Source organism: Planomonospora sp. ID91781 (assembly GCF_015711595.1).
Classification (GTDB): Bacteria; Actinomycetota; Actinomycetes; order Streptosporangiales; family Streptosporangiaceae; genus Planomonospora; species Planomonospora parontospora.
Map to the genome: position 1 here is coordinate 2,139,748 of NZ_JABTEY010000001.1, position 17,225 is coordinate 2,156,972.

Genomic DNA, 17,225 nt, shown 5'->3' on the forward strand with positions numbered 1-17,225 from the left:
GATGACCCCTGACAGCACGGCCGCCGCCTCCGCGCGGATGCGGCACCGGCTGCGCCTGCTGGCGGGCTGCCTGCTGCTGGGCGCCGTCGCGTTCAACACCTCGCCCGGCCGGATCATCTCCGAGACCAAGCTCGACATGGCGCTCAACCCGCTGGGCTTCCTGTCGAGGGCGGTGCACCTGTGGGACGGGGCGTTCTTCGGCCACCTGCAGAACCAGGCGCACGGCTACTTCTTCCCGATGGGCCCGTTCTACGCCCTCTTCGAGGCGCTGGACATGCCGCCGTGGAACATCCAGCGCCTGTGGATGACCGCCGTGCTGTGCGCCGCCTTCCTGGGCGTGGAACGGCTGGCCCGGGCGATGGGCGTCGGCACGCCCGCGACCCGGATCCTGGCCGGCCTCGCCTACGCGCTGGCCCCGCACGCGGTCGCGCTGATCGGGATCAACTCCTCGGAGTTCCAGCCGAGCGCCGTGCTGCCGTGGATCATGCTGCCGCTGGTGCGCGCCGCCTCCGGGGACGTGAGCCCGCGCCGGGCGGCGGCCCTGTCGGCGCTGGCGTTCCTGTTCGCCGGCGGGATCAACGCGGTGGCCGAGCTCGCCGTGCTGACCGTCCCGCTGCTGTACCTGCTCACCCGCCGCCGGGGGCCGCGCAGGCGCAGGCTGCTGGCCTGGTGGCTGGCGTGCGTCGGCGCGGTGTCCCTGTGGTGGCTGGTGCCGCTGCTGGTGATGGGCAGCTACATCTTCTCCTTCCTGCCGTTCATCGAGACCGCCTCGGCCACCACCGGCGTCACCTCGCTGCTCAACATCCTGCGCGGCACCTCCGGCTGGATGGCGTTCCTGCCGGTGGACGGCAGCCCGTGGCTGCCCGCCGCGTTCGAGCAGGCCACCGTGCCGTGGCTGATCGCGGCCACCGCGCTCGCCGCCGGGCTCGGCGTCGCGGGCCTCGCCGCCCGCACCACCCCCGAGCGCTCCTTCCTCGTGCTGACCGCGCTCGCCGGGGTCGCGGTCATCTCCTTCGGCCACGCCGACGCGCTGGCCCACCCCTGGACCGACCAGGTGCGGGCGCTGCTGGACGGCCCGCTCGCGCCCTTCCGCAACCTGCACAAGTTCGACGCGCTGGTACGGCTCCCGCTCGCGCTCGGCCTCGCCGCGTTCCCGCTGACCGTCCGCCTCCCGCTCCGCAGGCCCGTCCTGGCCGGGCTCTCCGGCGTCGTCGTGCTGGCCGCCGTACCCGTCGCCTCCGCCGGGGTCACCCCGCAGGGGGCGTTCGCCGAGCTGCCCGCCTACTGGCGGCAGGCCGCCGACTGGCTCAACGAGCGCACCGGCGACGGGATGGTGCTCGCCGTGCCCGGCTCCCGCCGGGGCGAGTACGTGTGGGGACGCCCGATCGACGAGCCCATGCAGTCGCTGCTGACCGTGCGCTGGGCCACCCACACCAACGTGCCCTGGGGATCACCCGGCCTGGCCCGGCTGCTCCAGGCGGTCGACGAGCGCTTCGCCACCGGCAAGGGATCACCCGGCCTGACCTCCGCGCTGCGCCGGATCGGCGTCACCTACCTGCTCGTCCGCAACGACCTGGCGCGCGGGACGCTCGGCACGGCCTGGCCCGCCCGGGTCCACGAGACCCTGGAGGAGTCCACCGGCCTGCGGCGGGTCGCCTCCTTCGGGCCGCAGGCCGGCACCGAGACCCATCCGACGGCCTCGGGCTGGCTGGACCAGTCCTACCCGGCCCTGGAGGTCTACGCCGTACCCGACCCCGCGCCCACGGCCGGGACCGTGCCCCGCCAGGGCGCGGTCCGCGTCACCGGGGCGCCGGAGGCGGTCCTGTCCCTGGCGGAGGAGGGGCTGCTGGCCGACGACCGGCCCGTGCTGGTCGGCGACGAACCGGGGGCGCGGGCGCTGCCCGCCCGCGACACGGTGGCGACCGACACGCTGCGCCGCCGCGAGATCGTCTTCGGCGACCTGCGCCGGTCCGGCACGGCCACCCTCACCGAGGGGCAGGCCCCGCGGCGCGACACCGCCTCCGACCTGGTGGACCCGGCGTGGCAGGGATCCACCGCCACGGCCGACCACTCGGGCGTCGCCGACGTGCTCGCCTCCTCCGCCGAGTCGGACGTCACCGCGATCGGGGCGCACCGGGATCCCGGGCGGCAGCCGTACGCGGCGATCGACGGCGACCACCGCACGAGCTGGCGCTCCGACGGCTGGAACGGCATGGTCGGGCAGTGGCTGGAGGTGCGGTTCGTCGAGGGCATCGAGATCCCGCGGATCACCGTGGCGTTCGAGAAGGCGGTCGGGCCGCCGGTGGCGGAGATCTCCGTGGAGACGGCCGCGGGGACGCGCCGGGTCCCGGTGCGGGAGACGAGCGATCCCCAGGCGGTCGACCCGCCGCCGGGCCGGAGTTCCTGGCTGAGGATCCGGGTGACCGGGGTGGCCCGCGGCGAGGGGATGTCGGTGGGCAACCGCGTCGGCATCTCCGAGATCACCGTCCCCGGGGTGCGGGCGGGCCGCAGGATCACCGTCCCCCCGGCGGCCGAGCGCGACCCCGGCACGGTGCTGCTCACCCGCCAGGGCTCCGCGTCCGCCTGCATGCGAGGGGTCAAGACGTGGACCTGCGCGCCGCACCTGGAGGTGCTGGGGGAGGACGGCTACGGCTTCAGCCGGGAGTTCACCGTCAGGACCGGAGGTCCGCGGGCCGTCACCGGGCGGACCGTGCTGACCGACCCCGTCGCGGCCCGGCGGCTCACCACCCTGCCCCGGGTCTTCCCGAGGGTGACGGCCTCCTCCACGGCCACCGACCATCCGGCGGTCATCGGGCGGGCGGCCGTGGACGGCGACCTGAGCACGCTCTGGTACGCCCATCCCGCGGACCGGAACCCCACCCTGACCGTGGAACTCGGCAGGAAGACGGTCATCTCGCAGCTGCGGGTGCTCTTTCCCGACTCCTATCTGGGGCGGCCGCCGGTCAGGGTGACCGTGCGGGGCGGCGGCCGCACGGTGCGGGCCTGGACCGGGGCGGAGGGCCGGATCACCTTCACCCCGCTGCGGGCCGACCGCCTGGAGATCACGTTCACCTCCTCCGCGGCCCGGCAGATCGAGGTGGCGGAGGTCGGCATCCCGGGCGTGCGGAAGCTCGGCTCGCTGGCGTCCTTCCCGATCCGGCTGCCCTGCGGGTTCGGCCCGGGGCTCACCGTGAACGGCAACGCCGTGCCCACCGAGATCGTGACCGGCACGCTGGACGACGTGCTGAACGGCCGTCCGCTCGGGTACCGCTCCTGCGCGCCGGTGGAGCTGGCCGCCGGGCCCGCCCGGGTGAGCGCCGCGCACACCGACGCCTTCCGGATCGAGTCGGTGCTCCTGCGCGCGCCGGAGACGGCCGCCGCGCGGGAGGCGGACGCGGCGCCGGTCGGCACCGAGACGTGGGGACCGGCGGAGCGGCGCGTGCGCATCTCCACCTCTGAGCCGTCCTACCTGGTGGTCAACGAGAACTTCAACCGGGGATGGAAGGCCTACCTCGACGGCGAGCCCCTGGTCCCGGTCCGGCTGGACGGCTGGCGGCAGGCCTGGGAGGCGCCCGCGGCGACGGGCGTGGTGACCATGCGCTACGAGCCCGACGCCGCCTACCGGGCGGCGCTGCTCGGCGGGCTGGTCCTGGTGCTCCTGGTGGCCGCGGCGGCGCTCGTGCCCGCCCGCCGTACGGCGCGGCACCCGGCGGGCACGGCCCCCGCCGCGGTCCGCGCTGCCTGGGCCTGGGGCCTCGCCCCGCTGCTGGGGCTGTGGACGGGAGGCTTCGCCGGGGCCGTGATCGTGTGCGCGGCGCTGGGCCTGCACGCCTGGCTGGACCGGGTGGCCCGGGCCCGGCACGCGCGGAGCGGGCCGCTGCCCGGCGTCGCGGCCGCGGTGACCGCGCCGTGGGCCTCGGTGGTCCTGCTCGGCCTGGCCGGGGCGTCCTTCGCCGCCGGCCGGGCGCTCGGGCACTTCGACGAGAGCGCGCTCCTCGGGGCCGTGCCCCAGGTGCTCTGCCTCGTCGGGATCGGCTGGCTGCTGGCGGCGGTCCCCGCCCGCGAGGGCGTCCCGGAGGAACGGCACCCGCAGCCCGTCGCCGCCGTGCGGCGGCCGGAGAGACTGACGGTGGGACTGTGACGAGCGATGGGACGGCGGCCACCGGCGGGCCTGCGGCGACCGGTGAACTCGTGGCGTCCGGCGGGCCCGTGGCGGGCGGCGGGATCGCCGCGGCCGGCGGGGCGGTGGCGTCCGGCGGGTCCGGGCCGACGCGGCGGATGCTCTGGACCGCGGCCCTGGGCGCGGCCGCCTTCCTCTTCACCCTCGCGGCGCTGCTCCGCCTCCACGTCTACGAGGGCGTCCTGGCGCTGCCGCTGGAGCAGGACAGGACCTACCACCTGGCCACGTCGGACGGGGACTACTTCGACCACGGGACGCTCTCCTTCAGGGAGGGCGTCCCGCTCGTGGCCACGGTCACGCTGAAGGGCGACCCCGCGGCGGGGAACGGCGACACCGCGGTGTGGACGGAGTTCACCTCGCTCGCCGACGCCCGGGGGAACCGGATCGACTACCACGAGCGCCGGACCGCCTTCGACCGCAGGACGGCGATGACGGTGAACTGCTGCGGGGAGTACGTCGACGAGGACGCCCAGGCGCGGCAGTCGGGACTGGCCTTCCGGCTGCCGTTCCGCGCGGAGCCGCGCTCCTACCCGATGTACGACACGGTGCTGCGGCGGGCGGTCACCCTGCGGTTCGAGGGCGAGGGGGACGTCCAGGGGATCCGCGCCCACCGCTACGGCTACACGGTGGGGCCGATCAAGATCGAGGACGTGCCCGGGTCGCTCCCCGGCCGGGCCCTGGGCCTGCCGGGCAGGCCGGCCCTCGGCGTCTCCCGGTACGCCGAGGTGACCCGCACCCTCTGGGTCGAACCGGAGAGCGGCCTGACGGTGAAGACCATGGAGAGCCACCGGCAGACCCTGCGCACCGTGGACGGCGTCGAGCGCGCGGTGAGCCTCCGGGCCGACCTGGTCATGTCCCCCGAGGACGTCGCGGCCGAGGTCGCCGCCGCCCGGGCCTTCACCCGGTGGGCGCTGCTGGTCCGGGACGTGCTGCCGGGCGCGTTCTGCCTGCTGGGGGCCGTGCTGCTGCTGGTCGCCGTACGGCTGCGCCGGCCGGTGCCGCCGTCAGCGGCGGCGCAGGACGAGCAGCAGGTTCCAGCTCACGATCTCGCGTAGGCCCGGGACGTGGACGACGGGGGTGGCCCAGCGGGGATGGTAGCGGGGCAGGGCGTCCAGGATCTCGGCGTCGGGCCGCCGGCGGGCCCAGCGCAGCGCCGCGCCGACCGAGACGGGGTACAGGCTGGTGCCGTAGACGTTCTTGGGCGGCCTGCCGTACCGGCGGGCGTAGCGGGCGGCGGCGCGGTGGCCGCCGAGGTAGTGCCACGGGGAGGTCTCGTGGCCGCCCCACGGGGAGAGCCAGTTGGTGAAGGACAGGTAGATCACGCCGCCGGGCCTGGTCACGCGGACCATCTCGGCGGCCATCCGCCACGGGTCCGGGACGTGCTCCAGCACGTTGGAGGAGAAGCAGACGTCCACCGCGCCGTCGGCCAGCGGGATGTCCAGGGCGCTGCCGAGCACCGCGCCCTCCGGGGCCGCGCCCCGGCGGGCCATCATCTCCCCGGCGTCGCAGTCCACGCAGACGGGCCGGGCGCCCGCGGCCCGCAGCACGTCGGTGAAGTACCCCGGGCCGCCGCCGATGTCGGCGACCAGCGCGCCGTTCAGGTCGGCGTAGGAGGCCAGCTGGGCGACGGTGTCACGGGCGAGCAGGCCGTAGAAGAAGTCCGGGTCGCTCTGCTCCTTGCGGAAGGCGCCGAGCAGCCTGACCGACCGGCCCAGGGTGGCGCGGAACGGGGCCCGGGGAGTCTCCAATGGTGCTCCTCACCGCGATGGACGAATCGGGTGCGCCGGAGCATAACACCGTATTGTGCGCGATGTTACCGGACCGTAGGGTGATCATTCGGAGACCGAGGAGGGACGGGCCGGTGGGAGTGGCGAAGGGCGGATCGCGGACGGTGCGCGGTGTCCCACTCGGGAGTGCGGCGCGCGGCGCCCCGCCCGGCCGCACGGCGGCGCTCCGCGATCCGGTCGTGCTCGCCGCGGGGCTGCTGATCGGGGTCTCGCTCGCGCTGCGCGTGCTGGTCCTGGGCGACTCCTACTTCGTCGAGGACGACCTCGTCTTCGTCGGCAACGCCTACGAGAGCGGGCTCACGCTCGACTTCGTGACGCGGATCCACAGCGGCCACCTCATGCCCGGCTCGCTCGCGCTGACCTGGGTGCTCTCCCGCGTCGCCCCCTACGACTGGACGCTGGCCGCCGGGGTCACGCTCCTGGCGCAGGCGCTGCTCGGCGTGCTCGCCCTCCGGCTGCTCCGGCTCCTGTTCGGCACCCGCCCGATGATCCTGCCGCTCCTGGCGGTGCTGCTGTTCTGCCCGCTGACGATCCCCTCGTTCGGCTGGTGGGCGGCGGCGATCAACGCGGTCCCGCTCCAGCTCGCGCTGGTGCTCGCGCTGACCGCCCAGGTCCGGTTCGCCCGCGGCGAGGGCGTCCGGTACGGCCTGCGGGCGCTCGGCTGGTTCGTGGCGGGCATGGCCTTCAGCACCAAGGGGATCTTCGTCGGCTTCGTGCTCCTCGGTGTCACCACCGCCTTCCTGCGCGACCGGGAGACGGGCTGGGCCCGGTCGGTGATCGCGGAACTGCGCGGGCACCGGCGGCTCTGGGGGGCCTACGCGGCGGTGATGGCCGCCTACACCGGGCTCTACCTGGTGCTGCGGAGCCTGTCCGCCGAGGCGGGGGGCGGTCCGCCCGTGCCGGGCGTCGCGCTGGAGCTGGTCGGGACCATGCTGGGGCGGACCTTCCCCGCCGGCGCGGTCGGCGGCCCGCTCACCTGGACGGGGAGCGGCGCGACGGGCGGGCTGGCGGCGCCCCCCGACGCCCTGGTCGCGGTCGCCTGGCTGGTCACCGCGGCCCTGGTGGGGATCAGCCTGGCCTACCGGCGGCGGGCGCTGCGGGCCTGGGTGCTGCTGGGGGCCTACCTGCTGGCCGCGGACGCGGTCCCCACGGTGGTCGCCCGGGGCGGCGCCATGGCGGTGAGCGGCGCCGAGCCCCGCTACGTGGCCGACGCCGTCGTCATGCTCATGCTCTGCCTGGGGTTCGCGCTGCTGCCGGTGGAGGGGGAGCGCGACGCGTACCGCCGCCCGCTGCCGGCGGGCCGTTCGCGCGCCGTGGCCGCGGTGCTGGCCGCGGGGGCCTACCTGGCGGTGTCGACGGTCTCGATCGAGGGCTACCGGGCGACCCTCACCGGTGATCTGGCCCGGGCCTACCTCACCACCGCGGAGGCGGAGCTCGCCGCCGCGCCGGACGACGCGGTGATCTACCCGACCCCGGTGCCGCGCACCGTCATGGTGCCGTGGCTGGGCGACGAGCGCCTCAGCAGCCGGGCGCTCGCCCCGCTGGCCCGCCCCGCCCTGCGGTTCAGGATGGCCAATCCCGAGCCCACCCACGACGCGAAGGTGTTCGACCGGCACGGCCGGCTGGCGGACATGGGCCTCTTCGGCTTCTTCCAGGCCGTGCGGCCGGGGGAGCGGTGCCTGCCGGTGACCGACGGCGCGGTGGTCTTCCCCGACGTGACCGCCCCGGGCGGACCGGCCACCGCGGGCTCGCTGTCCTACTCGGCCGTACGGCCCGCCTCGGTGACGTTCGAGGTGGGGGAGGAGCGCCTCGCGCTCAGCCTGCGGGCGACGCCGGGCGACCTGATCCACTTCCCGGTGCGGGGCGTGGGCGAGGGCGTCCGGATCGTCATCGACGACCCGGCCGCGCAGGTCTGCCTGACGGGCATGGCGCTGGGCACCCCGGTCGCGGAGGGCGAGGAGCCCGCCTGAGGGCTCCGGCCGGGGGACCTGCCGGAAGAACGGCTCCGCGAGCAGGCGGGTCAGCGTTTCACCAGGGCGTTCAGCCGCTGGAAGGGCCGCTCCACGAGCAGGTAGGTCAGCGTGGCCAGGCCCACCGTGAGGGCGGTGACGGGCACCAGGTTGGCGAGCAGGTCGCCGGTGAACGGCTGCTGCCCGGTGAACCCGTACCACGCGTAGATCGCCACGAACTGCCAGAGGAAGACGCCGTAGGAGATGCGCCCGAGGAAGCCCGTGAACCGGTTGCCCAGCAGGCTCCGGACCGGGGAGCCGCCGTCGGGGAGCAGCGCCGCCGGGGCGAGCAGGCAGAAGGCCACGGCCGTGTAGAGGAGCAGCTCGAACAGGCCCGACCAGACGCCGTCGATGCCGAGGAACCGGGTGCCGGTCACCGGGGAGGCCGCGACGGCGTAGGCGAGGGCGGCGACCAGCCACCACGAGCCGGGGGAGGCGGCGACCCCCCGGCCGAAGCGGGCGGCGGGGCCGTCTGGCCGGGCCCGCGCCCACGCCATGACGACGGCCAGGGCCATCCCGGCGGCGAAGAAGACCGCGGAGCGGGGCGGCCAGAGATTCAGGTGGGGCCGGTACTCCGGGTAGTAGACCAGCAGCGTCCAGGCGAAGGAGGTCGCGGCCAGCGCGCCCAGGCAGGCCAGGAGCCGCCGGGCCCGCCGGTCGGCGTCGGCGCCGCCGCGCCGGGCGAACGCGGCCATCCCGGCCGCGAGCAGGGGGAGGGCCAGGTAGAACGCGGCCTCCACCGACAGGCTCCACATCTGGGCCAGGCCCTTGGGGCCGAGGCCGTGCCACCACGATTCGACCGCGTAGTTCTGGTTCAGCGTGAGCAGGACGATCCAGTTCCAGACGTCGGCCAGGTGCTCGCGCGACCAGAGGAGGAGGGCGACCGCGACCACCAGCCAGTAGGAGGGCAGGATGCGGACGGCCCTGCGCCACAGGTACGCCCCGGCCCGGGGCGCCGGGGCGCCGGTGAGGACCGCGGTGGCGAAGGGGCGGTAGAGCAGCAGGCCGGAGAGCGCGAAGAAGATCGGCACGGCCACGTCGCCGCGGGACAGCAGCGCGCCGGCGAACCCCTCCTGCAGCGCGGCCCCGGTCTCGTTCGCCACGTGGTAGAGGAGCACGGTGAACGAGGCCACCGCGCGCACCCCGTCGAGGGCGTCCAGACGGCCGCCGGCACCGGCCGCCTCCTGGCGGACGGCGGGACGGACGGCGGGGCGGACGGCGGGCACCGACCTAGAACTTGTTTCGGTCACTTTTCCGCATCCCTGGTGACGTGGGTGATCGGCGTCACTAACATACTGGCCAGTAGCTCGCGATTTAAGTACATTTCACCCCCCATGACCACCTGCCCATCCAGGGACCCCCCAGGAGGATCAATGCGCCGAATAGTCGGGATCGTTCTCTTAGCCCTGGGAGCTTTTCTCATCGTCCTGGCACCACTGGTGCGGTTCCAGGTGGCCGGCAGCCTGGTCGCCGCGCCCGCCGCACAGTACGGGATCAGCAAGCTGGAGGCCGAGGGCGCGCAGTACTTCAGCGCCAGGGACCTCAAGGTCATGACCGCCCAGCTCGGCGTCACGGTCACCACCCGCGGCGACGTGAGCCAGGCCAAGGGCGACACGGTCGTCTGGGACGAGTTCACCGCGGTCAACGACGTGACGAACAACAACCCCAACATCACGATCACCGAGCGGCGCAGCGCCTTCAACAAGTACACCGGCGAGGGCGTCACCTGCTGCTCGGTGAACATCGACGACAGGCCGGTCACGATGGAGGGCCAGATCTACAAGTGGCCCTTCGACGTGGAGCAGAAGACCTACAAGGTCTTCAACTCCGTGGCGGGCAGGGCGTTCGACGCCAGGTTCGTCGGCGAGGAGCAGGTCAACGGCCTGACCGCCTACAAGTTCGAGCAGGACGTGCCGGAGACCAAGACCGAGACGCGCAGCGTGCCCGCCTCCGTCATGGGCGTCACCGACGTCACCGGCGACGTCCAGGTGGACCGGATCTACAAGGGCAAGAACACGTTCTGGATCGAGCCGGTGACCGGCTCGCCGGTCAAGCAGGAGCAGCGGCGCGACGAGGTGCTGCGCACCCAGGACGGCGCCCACAGCGTCACCGCCCTCGCGGCCACGATCAGGATGACCCCCGAGACGGTCAACGACCTGGTGTCCAACGCCACCGAGAGCAAGAACCAGATCTCCATGATCAAGGTGACGATCCCGCTGGTCCTGCTCCTGCTGGGGCTGGTCCTGCTGGTCACCGGGTTCTTCGTGGCGCGCGGCGCAGACGGCAAGGCGTGACCGGCGAGGAGAGAACGGCCGTGCGGCCGCCGGCGGACCCGCCGGCGGCCGTCCGCGCGTCCCGGGGGTTCTCCCCGGTCGCGCTGCTGCGGGCCTGCCGCCCGCGCCAGTGGCTGAAGAACGCGCTGGTCTTCGCCGCCCCCGCGGCGGCCGGGGTGCTGGGCACCGCCGCGGGCCTGCGGGGCGCGCTGGTCGCCTTCGCCGCCTTCTGCCTGGCCGCCAGCGGCGCCTACCTGCTCAACGACGCCGCCGACGTCGAGGCCGACCGGCGGCACCCCCGCAAGCGCTTCCGCCCGGTCGCCGCGGGGCTGGTCCCGGTCGCACTCGCCCGGGTCGCAGGGGTCCTGCTGGTGCTCCTGGCCCCGGCGGTCGCCGCGCTGCCCGGCGACTGGCGGCTGCCCGCGGTCGTCGCCGGCTATCTGGCGCTGACGTTCTCCTACACCTTCTGGCTCAAGCACCAGCCCGTGGTCGACCTGGTCGCGGTCGCCGGCTGCCATGTCATCCGGGCCTTCGCCGGCGCGATCGCGGTGGACGTGCCGGTGACGAGCTGGTTCCTGGTGGTGGTCTCGCTCGGCTCCCTGCAGCTGGTGGCGGGCAAGCGCGAGGCCGAGGTGCGCGCCGCGGCGGAGAACGCCACCGGGAACGCCACCCGGGCCATCCTCGCCGCCTACACCCCCGCCTACCTCGCGCAGGTCCGCACCATGTCGTCGGGCGCGATGATCGTCACCTACTGCCTGTGGGCGCTGAACGACCACCCCGGCGGGCCGTTCCACTCGATGAGCATCGTGCCCTTCGTGCTCATCGTGCTGCGGCACAATCTCCTCGTGGACCGGGGCATCGGGGAGGAGCCGGAGGAGCTCGCCCTGCGCGACCGGCCCATCCAGCTGTTCATCGCGGCCCTCGTGGCCCTCCTGACGATCGGTATCTACCTGACATGAGCTCCGCCGCGCCGCCCGGGACGACCTTCCTGACCGGCTGGGGCCGTACCTCGCCGACGCCCGCGCGGCTGGTCCGGCCCGCCACCGCCGAGCAGGTCGCCGAGACCGTGCGCCGGGCGCCGGAGCGGGGCGTCGCCGCCCGGGGCCTCGGCCGCGCGTACGGCGACGCCGCGCAGAACGCCGGCGGGCTGGTGGTCGACTGCACCGCGCTGACCTCCTGGTCCCTGGACGAGGCCACCGGCCTGGTCACCGCCGGGGCCGGGCTGAGCCTGCACGACCTGATGGCGGCCCTGGTGCCCCGCGGCTGGTTCGTCCCGGTGACCCCCGGCACCCGGCACGTGACGGTCGGCGGGGCCGTCGCGGCGGACGTGCACGGCAAGAACCACCACGTGGACTCCTCCTTCGGCGCGCACCTGCGCTCGCTGACCCTGGTCACCGCCGGCGGCGGGATCCGGACGCTGACCCCGGCCGACGACCTGTTCTGGGCCACGGTCGGCGGGATGGGGCTGACCGGGGTGATCGTCGAGGCGGTCTTCCGGTGCGTGCCGATCGAGACCTCCCGGGTCCGGGTGGACACCGAGCGGACCCGGGACCTGGACCACACGCTGGAGACGATGGCCGCCACCGACGGCCGGTACCGCTACACGGTCGCCTGGATCGACCTGCTCGCCCGGGGCGGCCGGATGGGCCGCAGCGTGCTCACCCGCGGCGACCACGCCGCGCGCGAGGAGCTGCCGCGCGGCGCCGACCCGCTGGAGTTCGCCCCCCGCGCCCTGGTCAAGGCCCCGCCGTGGGCGCCGGACGGCCTGCTGAACCCGCTGACCGTCCGGGCCTTCAACGAGGCCTGGTACCTCAAGTCCAGGCCCGGGACCTCCGTCCAGGGCCTGGCGCCGTTCTTCCACCCGCTGGACTTCGTGGACGGCTGGAACCGCGCGTACGGCCCGCGCGGGTTCGTGCAGTACCAGTTCGTGGTGCCGTTCGGCCAGGAGGCGACGCTGCGGCGGATCGTCGCGCGGCTCTCGGCCGAGGGCGTGGTCTCGTTCCTGACGGTGCTCAAGCGCTTCGGCCCCGGCACGCCGGGGATGCTCTCGTTCCCGATGCCCGGCTGGACCCTGGCGCTGGACATCCCCGCCGGGCAGCGGGGCCTGGCCGGGCTGCTGCGCGCGCTCGACGCGCAGGTGGCCGAGGCCGGCGGGCGGATCTACCTGGCGAAGGACTCCCGGATGGCGGCCGGGACGATGGCCGCGACGTACCCCCGGCTCGCCGAGTGGCGTAAGGTCCGCGACGAGGCGGACCCCGACGGGGTGTTCCGCACCGATCTGGCCAGGAGGCTCGGGCTGTGAAGCCGGGCACGGATCCCGGTCCCCGGCGGCCGGGAACGGAGAGGAGAGCGGTCCCGTGAGGAACGCGCTGGGTTCGGTGGACACGGTGCTGCTGCTGGGCGGCCGGAGCGAGATCGGGCTGGCGATCGTCGAGCGGCTGGTCCGCGACGGCGCCCGCCGGGTCGTGCTCGCCGCCCGCGGCGCGGCCGGCGGCGAGCCGCCGGTGATCGGGGACGCGGAGGTCCACCTGCTGGACTTCGACGCCTCCCGTCCCGAGACGCACGGCGAGGTGATCGAGGCCGCCGCGAAGCTGGTCGGCGACCTGGACGTGGTGATCCCCGCGTTCGGCGTGCTGGGCCGGCAGGCGGACTACGACGCCGACCCGGTGGCCGCCGCCGAGGCGGTCGCGGTCAACTACGGCGGGCACGTGTCGGCCGGGCTGTACGCCGCCCGGCGGCTGCGCGAGCAGGGCCACGGGACGCTCGTGGTGCTCTCCTCGGTGGCCGGGATCCGGGTGCGCCGGGCCAACTTCGTGTACGGCTCGGCCAAGGCGGGACTGGACGGGTTCGCGCAGGGGCTGGGCGACGCGCTGCACGGCTCGGGGGCCCGGGTGATGGTGGTCCGGCCGGGCTTCGTCGTGGGGCGGATGACCGAGGGCATGACCCCCGCGCCGCTGTCCTCGACACCGGGCCAGGTCGCTGACGCGGTGGTGGCGGGGCTCCGGTCGGGGGCCGAGACCGTGTGGGTGCCGGGCGCGCTGCGGGCGATGTTCGCGGTGATGCGCGTGCTGCCCCGGGCGGTCTGGCGCAGAATGCCGCGCTGAAACCTGTTCTGGCCGCTGTTACCAGTCAGTACGGCGGAAATTTCATCGGAAGATTCTGTACTAGAACGCGTTGCAGTTACCGGCTCGCCGGTCGTACCGTGGGCGCATGCGGACACGTGTCACGGACATGCTCGGAATCGAGTTTCCGATCTTCGCGTTCAGCCACTGCCGGGACGTCGTCGCCGCGGTCAGCCGCGCCGGCGGGATGGGCGTGCTCGGCGCCCTCTACTTCACCCCGGAAGAGCTCGAGACGGAGCTCAAGTGGATCGACGACCACGTCGACGGCAGGCCGTACGGCGTCGACGTGGTCATGCCCGCCTCCTACGCGGGGGCCGACCTCGGCGTGGACTCCCCGGAGGACCTGGTGGGGCGCTTGGCCGGGATGATCCCCGAAGGCCACCGCAGGTTCGTCGACGACCTGCTGGCCGCGCACGGCGTGCCGCCGCTGGCGGAGGGGAGCGAGGCGGGCCGGGTCCTGCTCGGCTGGACCGACGCCACCGCCCGGCCCCAGGTCGAGGTGGCGCTCCGGCATCCCATCGCGCTGCTCGCCAACGCGCTCGGCCCGCCCCCCGCCGACATCGTCGAGCTCGCCCACGCCCGGGGGGTCAAGGTGGCGGCGCTCGCCTCCACCCCCCGGCACGCGGTCAAGCAGGTCGAGGTCGGCGTGGACGTCGTCGTCGCCCAGGGCACCGAGGCCGGCGGGCACACCGGTGAGATCTCCACGATGGTGCTCGTCCCGCAGGTCGTGGACGCGGTGGACGTGCCCGTGCTGGCCGCCGGGGGCGTCGGCGACGGCCGCCAGATGGCGGCGGGCATGGCGCTGGGCGCCGAGGGCGTGTGGACCGGGTCCATCTGGCTGACCGTGGAGGAGGCCGACACCCCCGAACCGGCCCGGCGGCGCATCCTCTCGGCCACCTCCCGCGACACGGTCCGCTCCCGCTCGTGGACCGGCAAGCCCGCCCGGCTGCTGAGGAACGAGTGGACCGACGCCTGGGAGTCGGCCGAGTCCCCGGGCACGCTCCCGATGCCGCTGCAGTTCATGCTGATCTCCGACGCGCTGCGCCGGATCGGCCGCTCCGACGCCTCGGAGCTGGCCACCTTCCCGGCCGGCCAGATCATCGGGACCATGAACCAGGTGAAGTCGGCGCGCGACGTGGTCTTCGGCATGGTCGAGCAGTACGTCGAGGCCATGGAACGCCTGGAGCGCCTGACGCGGGACTGACCTCCGGCGCCGCGGCCCGGTACGCGTCCGGGATCGGCCGACCGGCCCGGCGGCGGCCGCGCGGTCTCCGGCCCGGACGGCGGCCGTGCCCGGGCCCGGCCGTACCCCGGCCCGGTCGCACGCCGGCGGGTCACCCGGGCGGGGGAGGCCGGGTCACCCGTACGGCGGGCGCGACTAGGTGAAACGCGGCACTACCCTTGCCTGCGCGCGGCCCGGAGTCACCGGGGCCGTGAGTGAGCGCGTACGGAGGAGATCGCAGTGAAGTGGATGTCGTGGGTCGGGGCCGGGCTGCTGGTGGTCGGTCTGGTCGCCGCGGGGCTGAGCGCGTTCGCGTTCTCCCGGGCCGGTGAGACCGCGGCGCGCATCGACGCGAGCCTCCAGGCGTCGGAGGACCTGCTCCGCGAGGCCGAGTCCGTCAAGGAGAGCGACCCGGCCCGCTACGAGCAGCTGACGGGCGAGGCCGGGCGGCGCGCGCAGTTCGCCGAGCTCGACCAGGAGGAGCACGACTCCCAGACGCAGGGCGCGCAGCTCCTGGCCGCCGGTGCGGTCGCCGGTCTCGCCGGAGGCGCCGGGCTGCTCGTCATCGGCCGCCGCAGGGCTCGCGTGTGACATGCCCGCCGGAGGCCTGGGCCGTTCGCCGTGGACGGCGGGCGGTGAATGCGCTCGCCGGTTTCAGCGGTCGTCGTCGGCGAAGCCTGTGCGGTAGGCGAACACCACGGCTTGGACGCGGTCGCGTAAGCCCAGTTTGGTGAGGATCCGGGAGACGTAGGTCCGGACGGTCTCGAAGCTGATCACCAGTTCCGCGGCTATCTCGGCGTTGGAGAGGCCACGGGCGATCAGCCGCAGCACCTCGCGTTCGCGGGGGGCCAGGACGGCCAGCGGATCCTCGTCGGGGGTGGGGACGGCCGGGCGGAGGCGGTCGGCGAAGCGACCTATCAGGGTACGGGTCACGGTGGGGGACAGCAGGGACTCCCCGCGGGCGACGGTGCGGACGCCGTTCACCAGCTCCAGTAGAGGGGCGTCCTTCAGCAGGAAGCCGCTGGCTCCGGCACGCAGGGCTTCGTAGACGTACTTGTCCACGTTGAACGTGGTCACCACCAGTACCTTCGGCGGCGCCGCGACACCGGGGCCGGCGATGCGCCTCGTCACCTCGATGCCGTCCATCAGCGGCATGTGGATGTCCATGACCACCACGTCGGGCCTCAGGCCGGCGACCGCCTCGACCGCGGCCGGGCCGTCGGCGGCCACGCCGACCACCGCCATGTCCGGTTGCGCGTCGAACGCCGTCACGTAGCCGGTACGGACGACCTCCTGGTCCTCGCAGATCATGACGCGGATGGTCATTCGGCACCGCCTACGGGGATCGACGCGGAGACTCGGAAACCGCCGTCCGGCTGCTCGCCTGCGGCCAGCGCGCCGCCCAGCGCGCCTATCCGGTCGCGCAGTCCGGCCAGGCCGCGGCCGCCGGAGAGGCCGCTTCTCGCACCGACGGGGACCGCGGCGGGGGCGTTCGTCACCTCGACCTCCACGCGGTCGTCCCGGCAGCCGATGCGAACGGTGGTGGGGCGGCCTTCGGCGTACTTGACGGCGTTCGTCAGGCCCTCCTGCACCACCCGGTACACGGCCAGCCCCACGCCGACGGGGAGCGGGGGCCGGTCGCCGTCCTCCACCAGTTCGATCGGCTGGCCGCCGCTCCGGGCCCGTTCGACCAGGTCTCGCACGTTGCCCACGACGGGCGTGGCCGACTCTCCGGTCGCCTCCAGCACGTCCAGCAGATACCGCAGTTCGGCCAGGGCCCGGCGGCCGGCGCCGCCGATCGTGGACAGTGCCGTGGCCACGCGCTCCGGCGACGTGGCCACGAACTGCGTGGCGTCGGCCTGCACGACGATGGCGGTGACGTGGTGGGTCACCACGTCGTGCAGCTCCCGCGCGATGCGCGCCCGCTCTGCGGCGGCCGCGGCCTCGGCGGCGAGCCGCCGTCGCCCGGCCTCCTGGAGCCGCTGCCCGCGTACGAAGGCACCGCCCAGCCAGCACGCGGCGAAAAGCAGGTAGAACACCAGGAACTCGCTCTGCAGGACCGGTGAGCCGAGCAGGACCGCGGCCGCGCACAGCACGACGTACGCGGCCGATGCCGCGGCGGCGATGACGCGCCGGAACCGCTCCTGGTGCGCGCCCGCCGAGTACAGCGCGATGTACACCGTCACGGTGCCGAACTGCATCGGGTAGCCGAGCGTCTCGTGGATCGCGAAAGCCGTGCCGTTGATCGCCAGACACGCGGCGGGCCATCGGGTACGCACGGCCAGAGGCACCGTCTGGGCCAGGATCAGGACGATCTGGAACGCGTCGGCCGGGCGTCCCGACAGGTCGCCGAACTGGACGCTCATGATCGACAGCGCCGGCACGAACGCCAGCCCGGTGGACACGACGGCCAGCCACCGGTCCCACACCGTGGCGTCGTAGACGCGCCACACCTCCCGCAACCTCCGCAGGCGGTCACCGGCCCAGGTCCCCGACATGGCTCAGAGCCTAGCGATCTCTGATTCCCGATGTTCCCGTGCTTGTCCCTCATGTGAGCTACACGGAATGTCCGCAACGCAGTGATTCGGGACAGGGCCCTCCGCTCCTACCTTTCTCATCAGCGGCCGGCGAC

The 17,225-nt window shown here is 74.3% G+C and carries 13 protein-coding genes; 9 read left to right on the top strand and 4 right to left on the bottom strand.

Annotated features, from left to right (window positions below; all coding sequences use genetic code 11):
- Position 1: 1 nt before the first annotated feature.
- Positions 2 to 4,141: an alpha-(1->3)-arabinofuranosyltransferase family protein gene (locus tag HS048_RS09840; RefSeq protein WP_196466758.1), complete on the top strand. Its 4,140-nt coding sequence runs from the start codon at positions 2 to 4 to the stop codon at positions 4,139 to 4,141.
- Positions 4,138 to 5,235, top strand: a complete 1,098-nt coding sequence (locus tag HS048_RS09845) for a DUF3068 domain-containing protein (RefSeq protein ID WP_196466759.1) — start codon at positions 4,138 to 4,140, stop codon at positions 5,233 to 5,235. The genes HS048_RS09840 and HS048_RS09845 overlap by 4 nt, the downstream gene beginning before the upstream one ends.
- On the opposite strand, the gene HS048_RS09850 is transcribed toward HS048_RS09845, so the two are convergent.
- Positions 5,185 to 5,928 carry a class I SAM-dependent methyltransferase gene (locus HS048_RS09850; RefSeq protein WP_068894629.1) on the bottom strand — a complete coding sequence of 248 codons (744 nt, stop codon included), beginning with the start codon at positions 5,926 to 5,928 and terminating at the stop codon, positions 5,185 to 5,187. The genes HS048_RS09845 and HS048_RS09850 overlap by 51 nt on opposite strands.
- A gap of 143 nt (positions 5,929 to 6,071) precedes the next feature.
- Here HS048_RS09850 and HS048_RS09855 point away from each other — a divergent pair, with 143 nt between their 5' ends.
- The gene (locus tag HS048_RS09855; RefSeq protein WP_196466760.1) at positions 6,072 to 7,937 is read left to right on the top strand and encodes a hypothetical protein; all 1,866 of its coding nucleotides are present in this window, start codon (positions 6,072 to 6,074) and stop codon (positions 7,935 to 7,937) included.
- A 50-nt stretch (positions 7,938 to 7,987) separates the two neighbouring features.
- Here HS048_RS09855 and HS048_RS09860 read toward each other — a convergent pair whose 3' ends face one another.
- On the bottom strand, positions 7,988 to 9,226 hold the full coding sequence (locus tag HS048_RS09860; RefSeq protein WP_307832408.1) for an acyltransferase: 1,239 nt from the start codon (positions 9,224 to 9,226) through the stop codon (positions 7,988 to 7,990).
- Positions 9,227 to 9,349: 123 nt separating this feature from the next.
- Here HS048_RS09860 and HS048_RS09865 point away from each other — a divergent pair, with 123 nt between their 5' ends.
- From HS048_RS09865 to HS048_RS09890, 6 genes are all read left to right on the top strand, one after another.
- On the top strand, positions 9,350 to 10,270 hold the full coding sequence (locus HS048_RS09865; protein WP_196466761.1) for a DUF3068 domain-containing protein: 921 nt from the start codon (positions 9,350 to 9,352) through the stop codon (positions 10,268 to 10,270).
- A 20-nt stretch (positions 10,271 to 10,290) separates the two neighbouring features.
- Complete coding sequence (locus tag HS048_RS09870; protein WP_196466762.1) at positions 10,291 to 11,208, top strand: decaprenyl-phosphate phosphoribosyltransferase; 918 nt, start codon at positions 10,291 to 10,293, stop codon at positions 11,206 to 11,208.
- Complete coding sequence (locus HS048_RS09875; RefSeq protein ID WP_196466763.1) at positions 11,205 to 12,551, top strand: FAD-binding oxidoreductase; 1,347 nt, start codon at positions 11,205 to 11,207, stop codon at positions 12,549 to 12,551. Before HS048_RS09870 ends, HS048_RS09875 begins: the two co-directional genes overlap by 4 nt.
- A 55-nt stretch (positions 12,552 to 12,606) precedes the next feature.
- Positions 12,607 to 13,353, top strand: a complete 747-nt coding sequence (locus tag HS048_RS09880) for an SDR family NAD(P)-dependent oxidoreductase (RefSeq protein ID WP_068894634.1) — start codon at positions 12,607 to 12,609, stop codon at positions 13,351 to 13,353.
- Between the two features lie 106 nt (positions 13,354 to 13,459).
- Positions 13,460 to 14,575, top strand: a complete 1,116-nt coding sequence (locus HS048_RS09885) for a nitronate monooxygenase family protein (protein WP_196466764.1) — start codon at positions 13,460 to 13,462, stop codon at positions 14,573 to 14,575.
- Between the two features lie 258 nt (positions 14,576 to 14,833).
- A complete protein-coding gene (locus HS048_RS09890; protein ID WP_196466765.1) occupies positions 14,834 to 15,184 on the top strand; it encodes a hypothetical protein in 351 nt (116 codons plus the stop codon).
- Between the two features lie 63 nt (positions 15,185 to 15,247).
- On the opposite strand, the gene HS048_RS09895 is transcribed toward HS048_RS09890, so the two are convergent.
- Positions 15,248 to 15,919: a response regulator transcription factor gene (locus HS048_RS09895; RefSeq protein ID WP_068894637.1), complete on the bottom strand. Its 672-nt coding sequence runs from the start codon at positions 15,917 to 15,919 to the stop codon at positions 15,248 to 15,250.
- Complete coding sequence (locus HS048_RS09900) at positions 15,916 to 17,091, bottom strand: sensor histidine kinase (RefSeq protein WP_196466766.1); 1,176 nt, start codon at positions 17,089 to 17,091, stop codon at positions 15,916 to 15,918. The genes HS048_RS09895 and HS048_RS09900 overlap by 4 nt, the downstream gene beginning before the upstream one ends.
- Between the last annotated feature and the right edge of the window lie 134 nt (positions 17,092 to 17,225).

What these genes read in the sequence shown, in the direction of transcription:
- HS048_RS09875 (WP_196466763.1), top strand. Translation starts at nt 11,205, where the DNA reads ATGAGCTCCGCCGCGCCGCCCGGGACGACCTTCCTGACCGGCTGGGGC.
- HS048_RS09865 (WP_196466761.1), top strand. Translation starts at nt 9,350, where the DNA reads ATGCGCCGAATAGTCGGGATCGTTCTCTTAGCCCTGGGAGCTTTTCTC.
- HS048_RS09885 (WP_196466764.1), top strand. Translation starts at nt 13,460, where the DNA reads ATGCGGACACGTGTCACGGACATGCTCGGAATCGAGTTTCCGATCTTC.
- HS048_RS09840 (WP_196466758.1), top strand. Translation starts at nt 2, where the DNA reads ATGACCCCTGACAGCACGGCCGCCGCCTCCGCGCGGATGCGGCACCGG.
- HS048_RS09900 (WP_196466766.1), bottom strand. Translation starts at nt 17,091, where the DNA reads ATGTCGGGGACCTGGGCCGGTGACCGCCTGCGGAGGTTGCGGGAGGTG.
- HS048_RS09895 (WP_068894637.1), bottom strand. Translation starts at nt 15,919, where the DNA reads ATGACCATCCGCGTCATGATCTGCGAGGACCAGGAGGTCGTCCGTACC.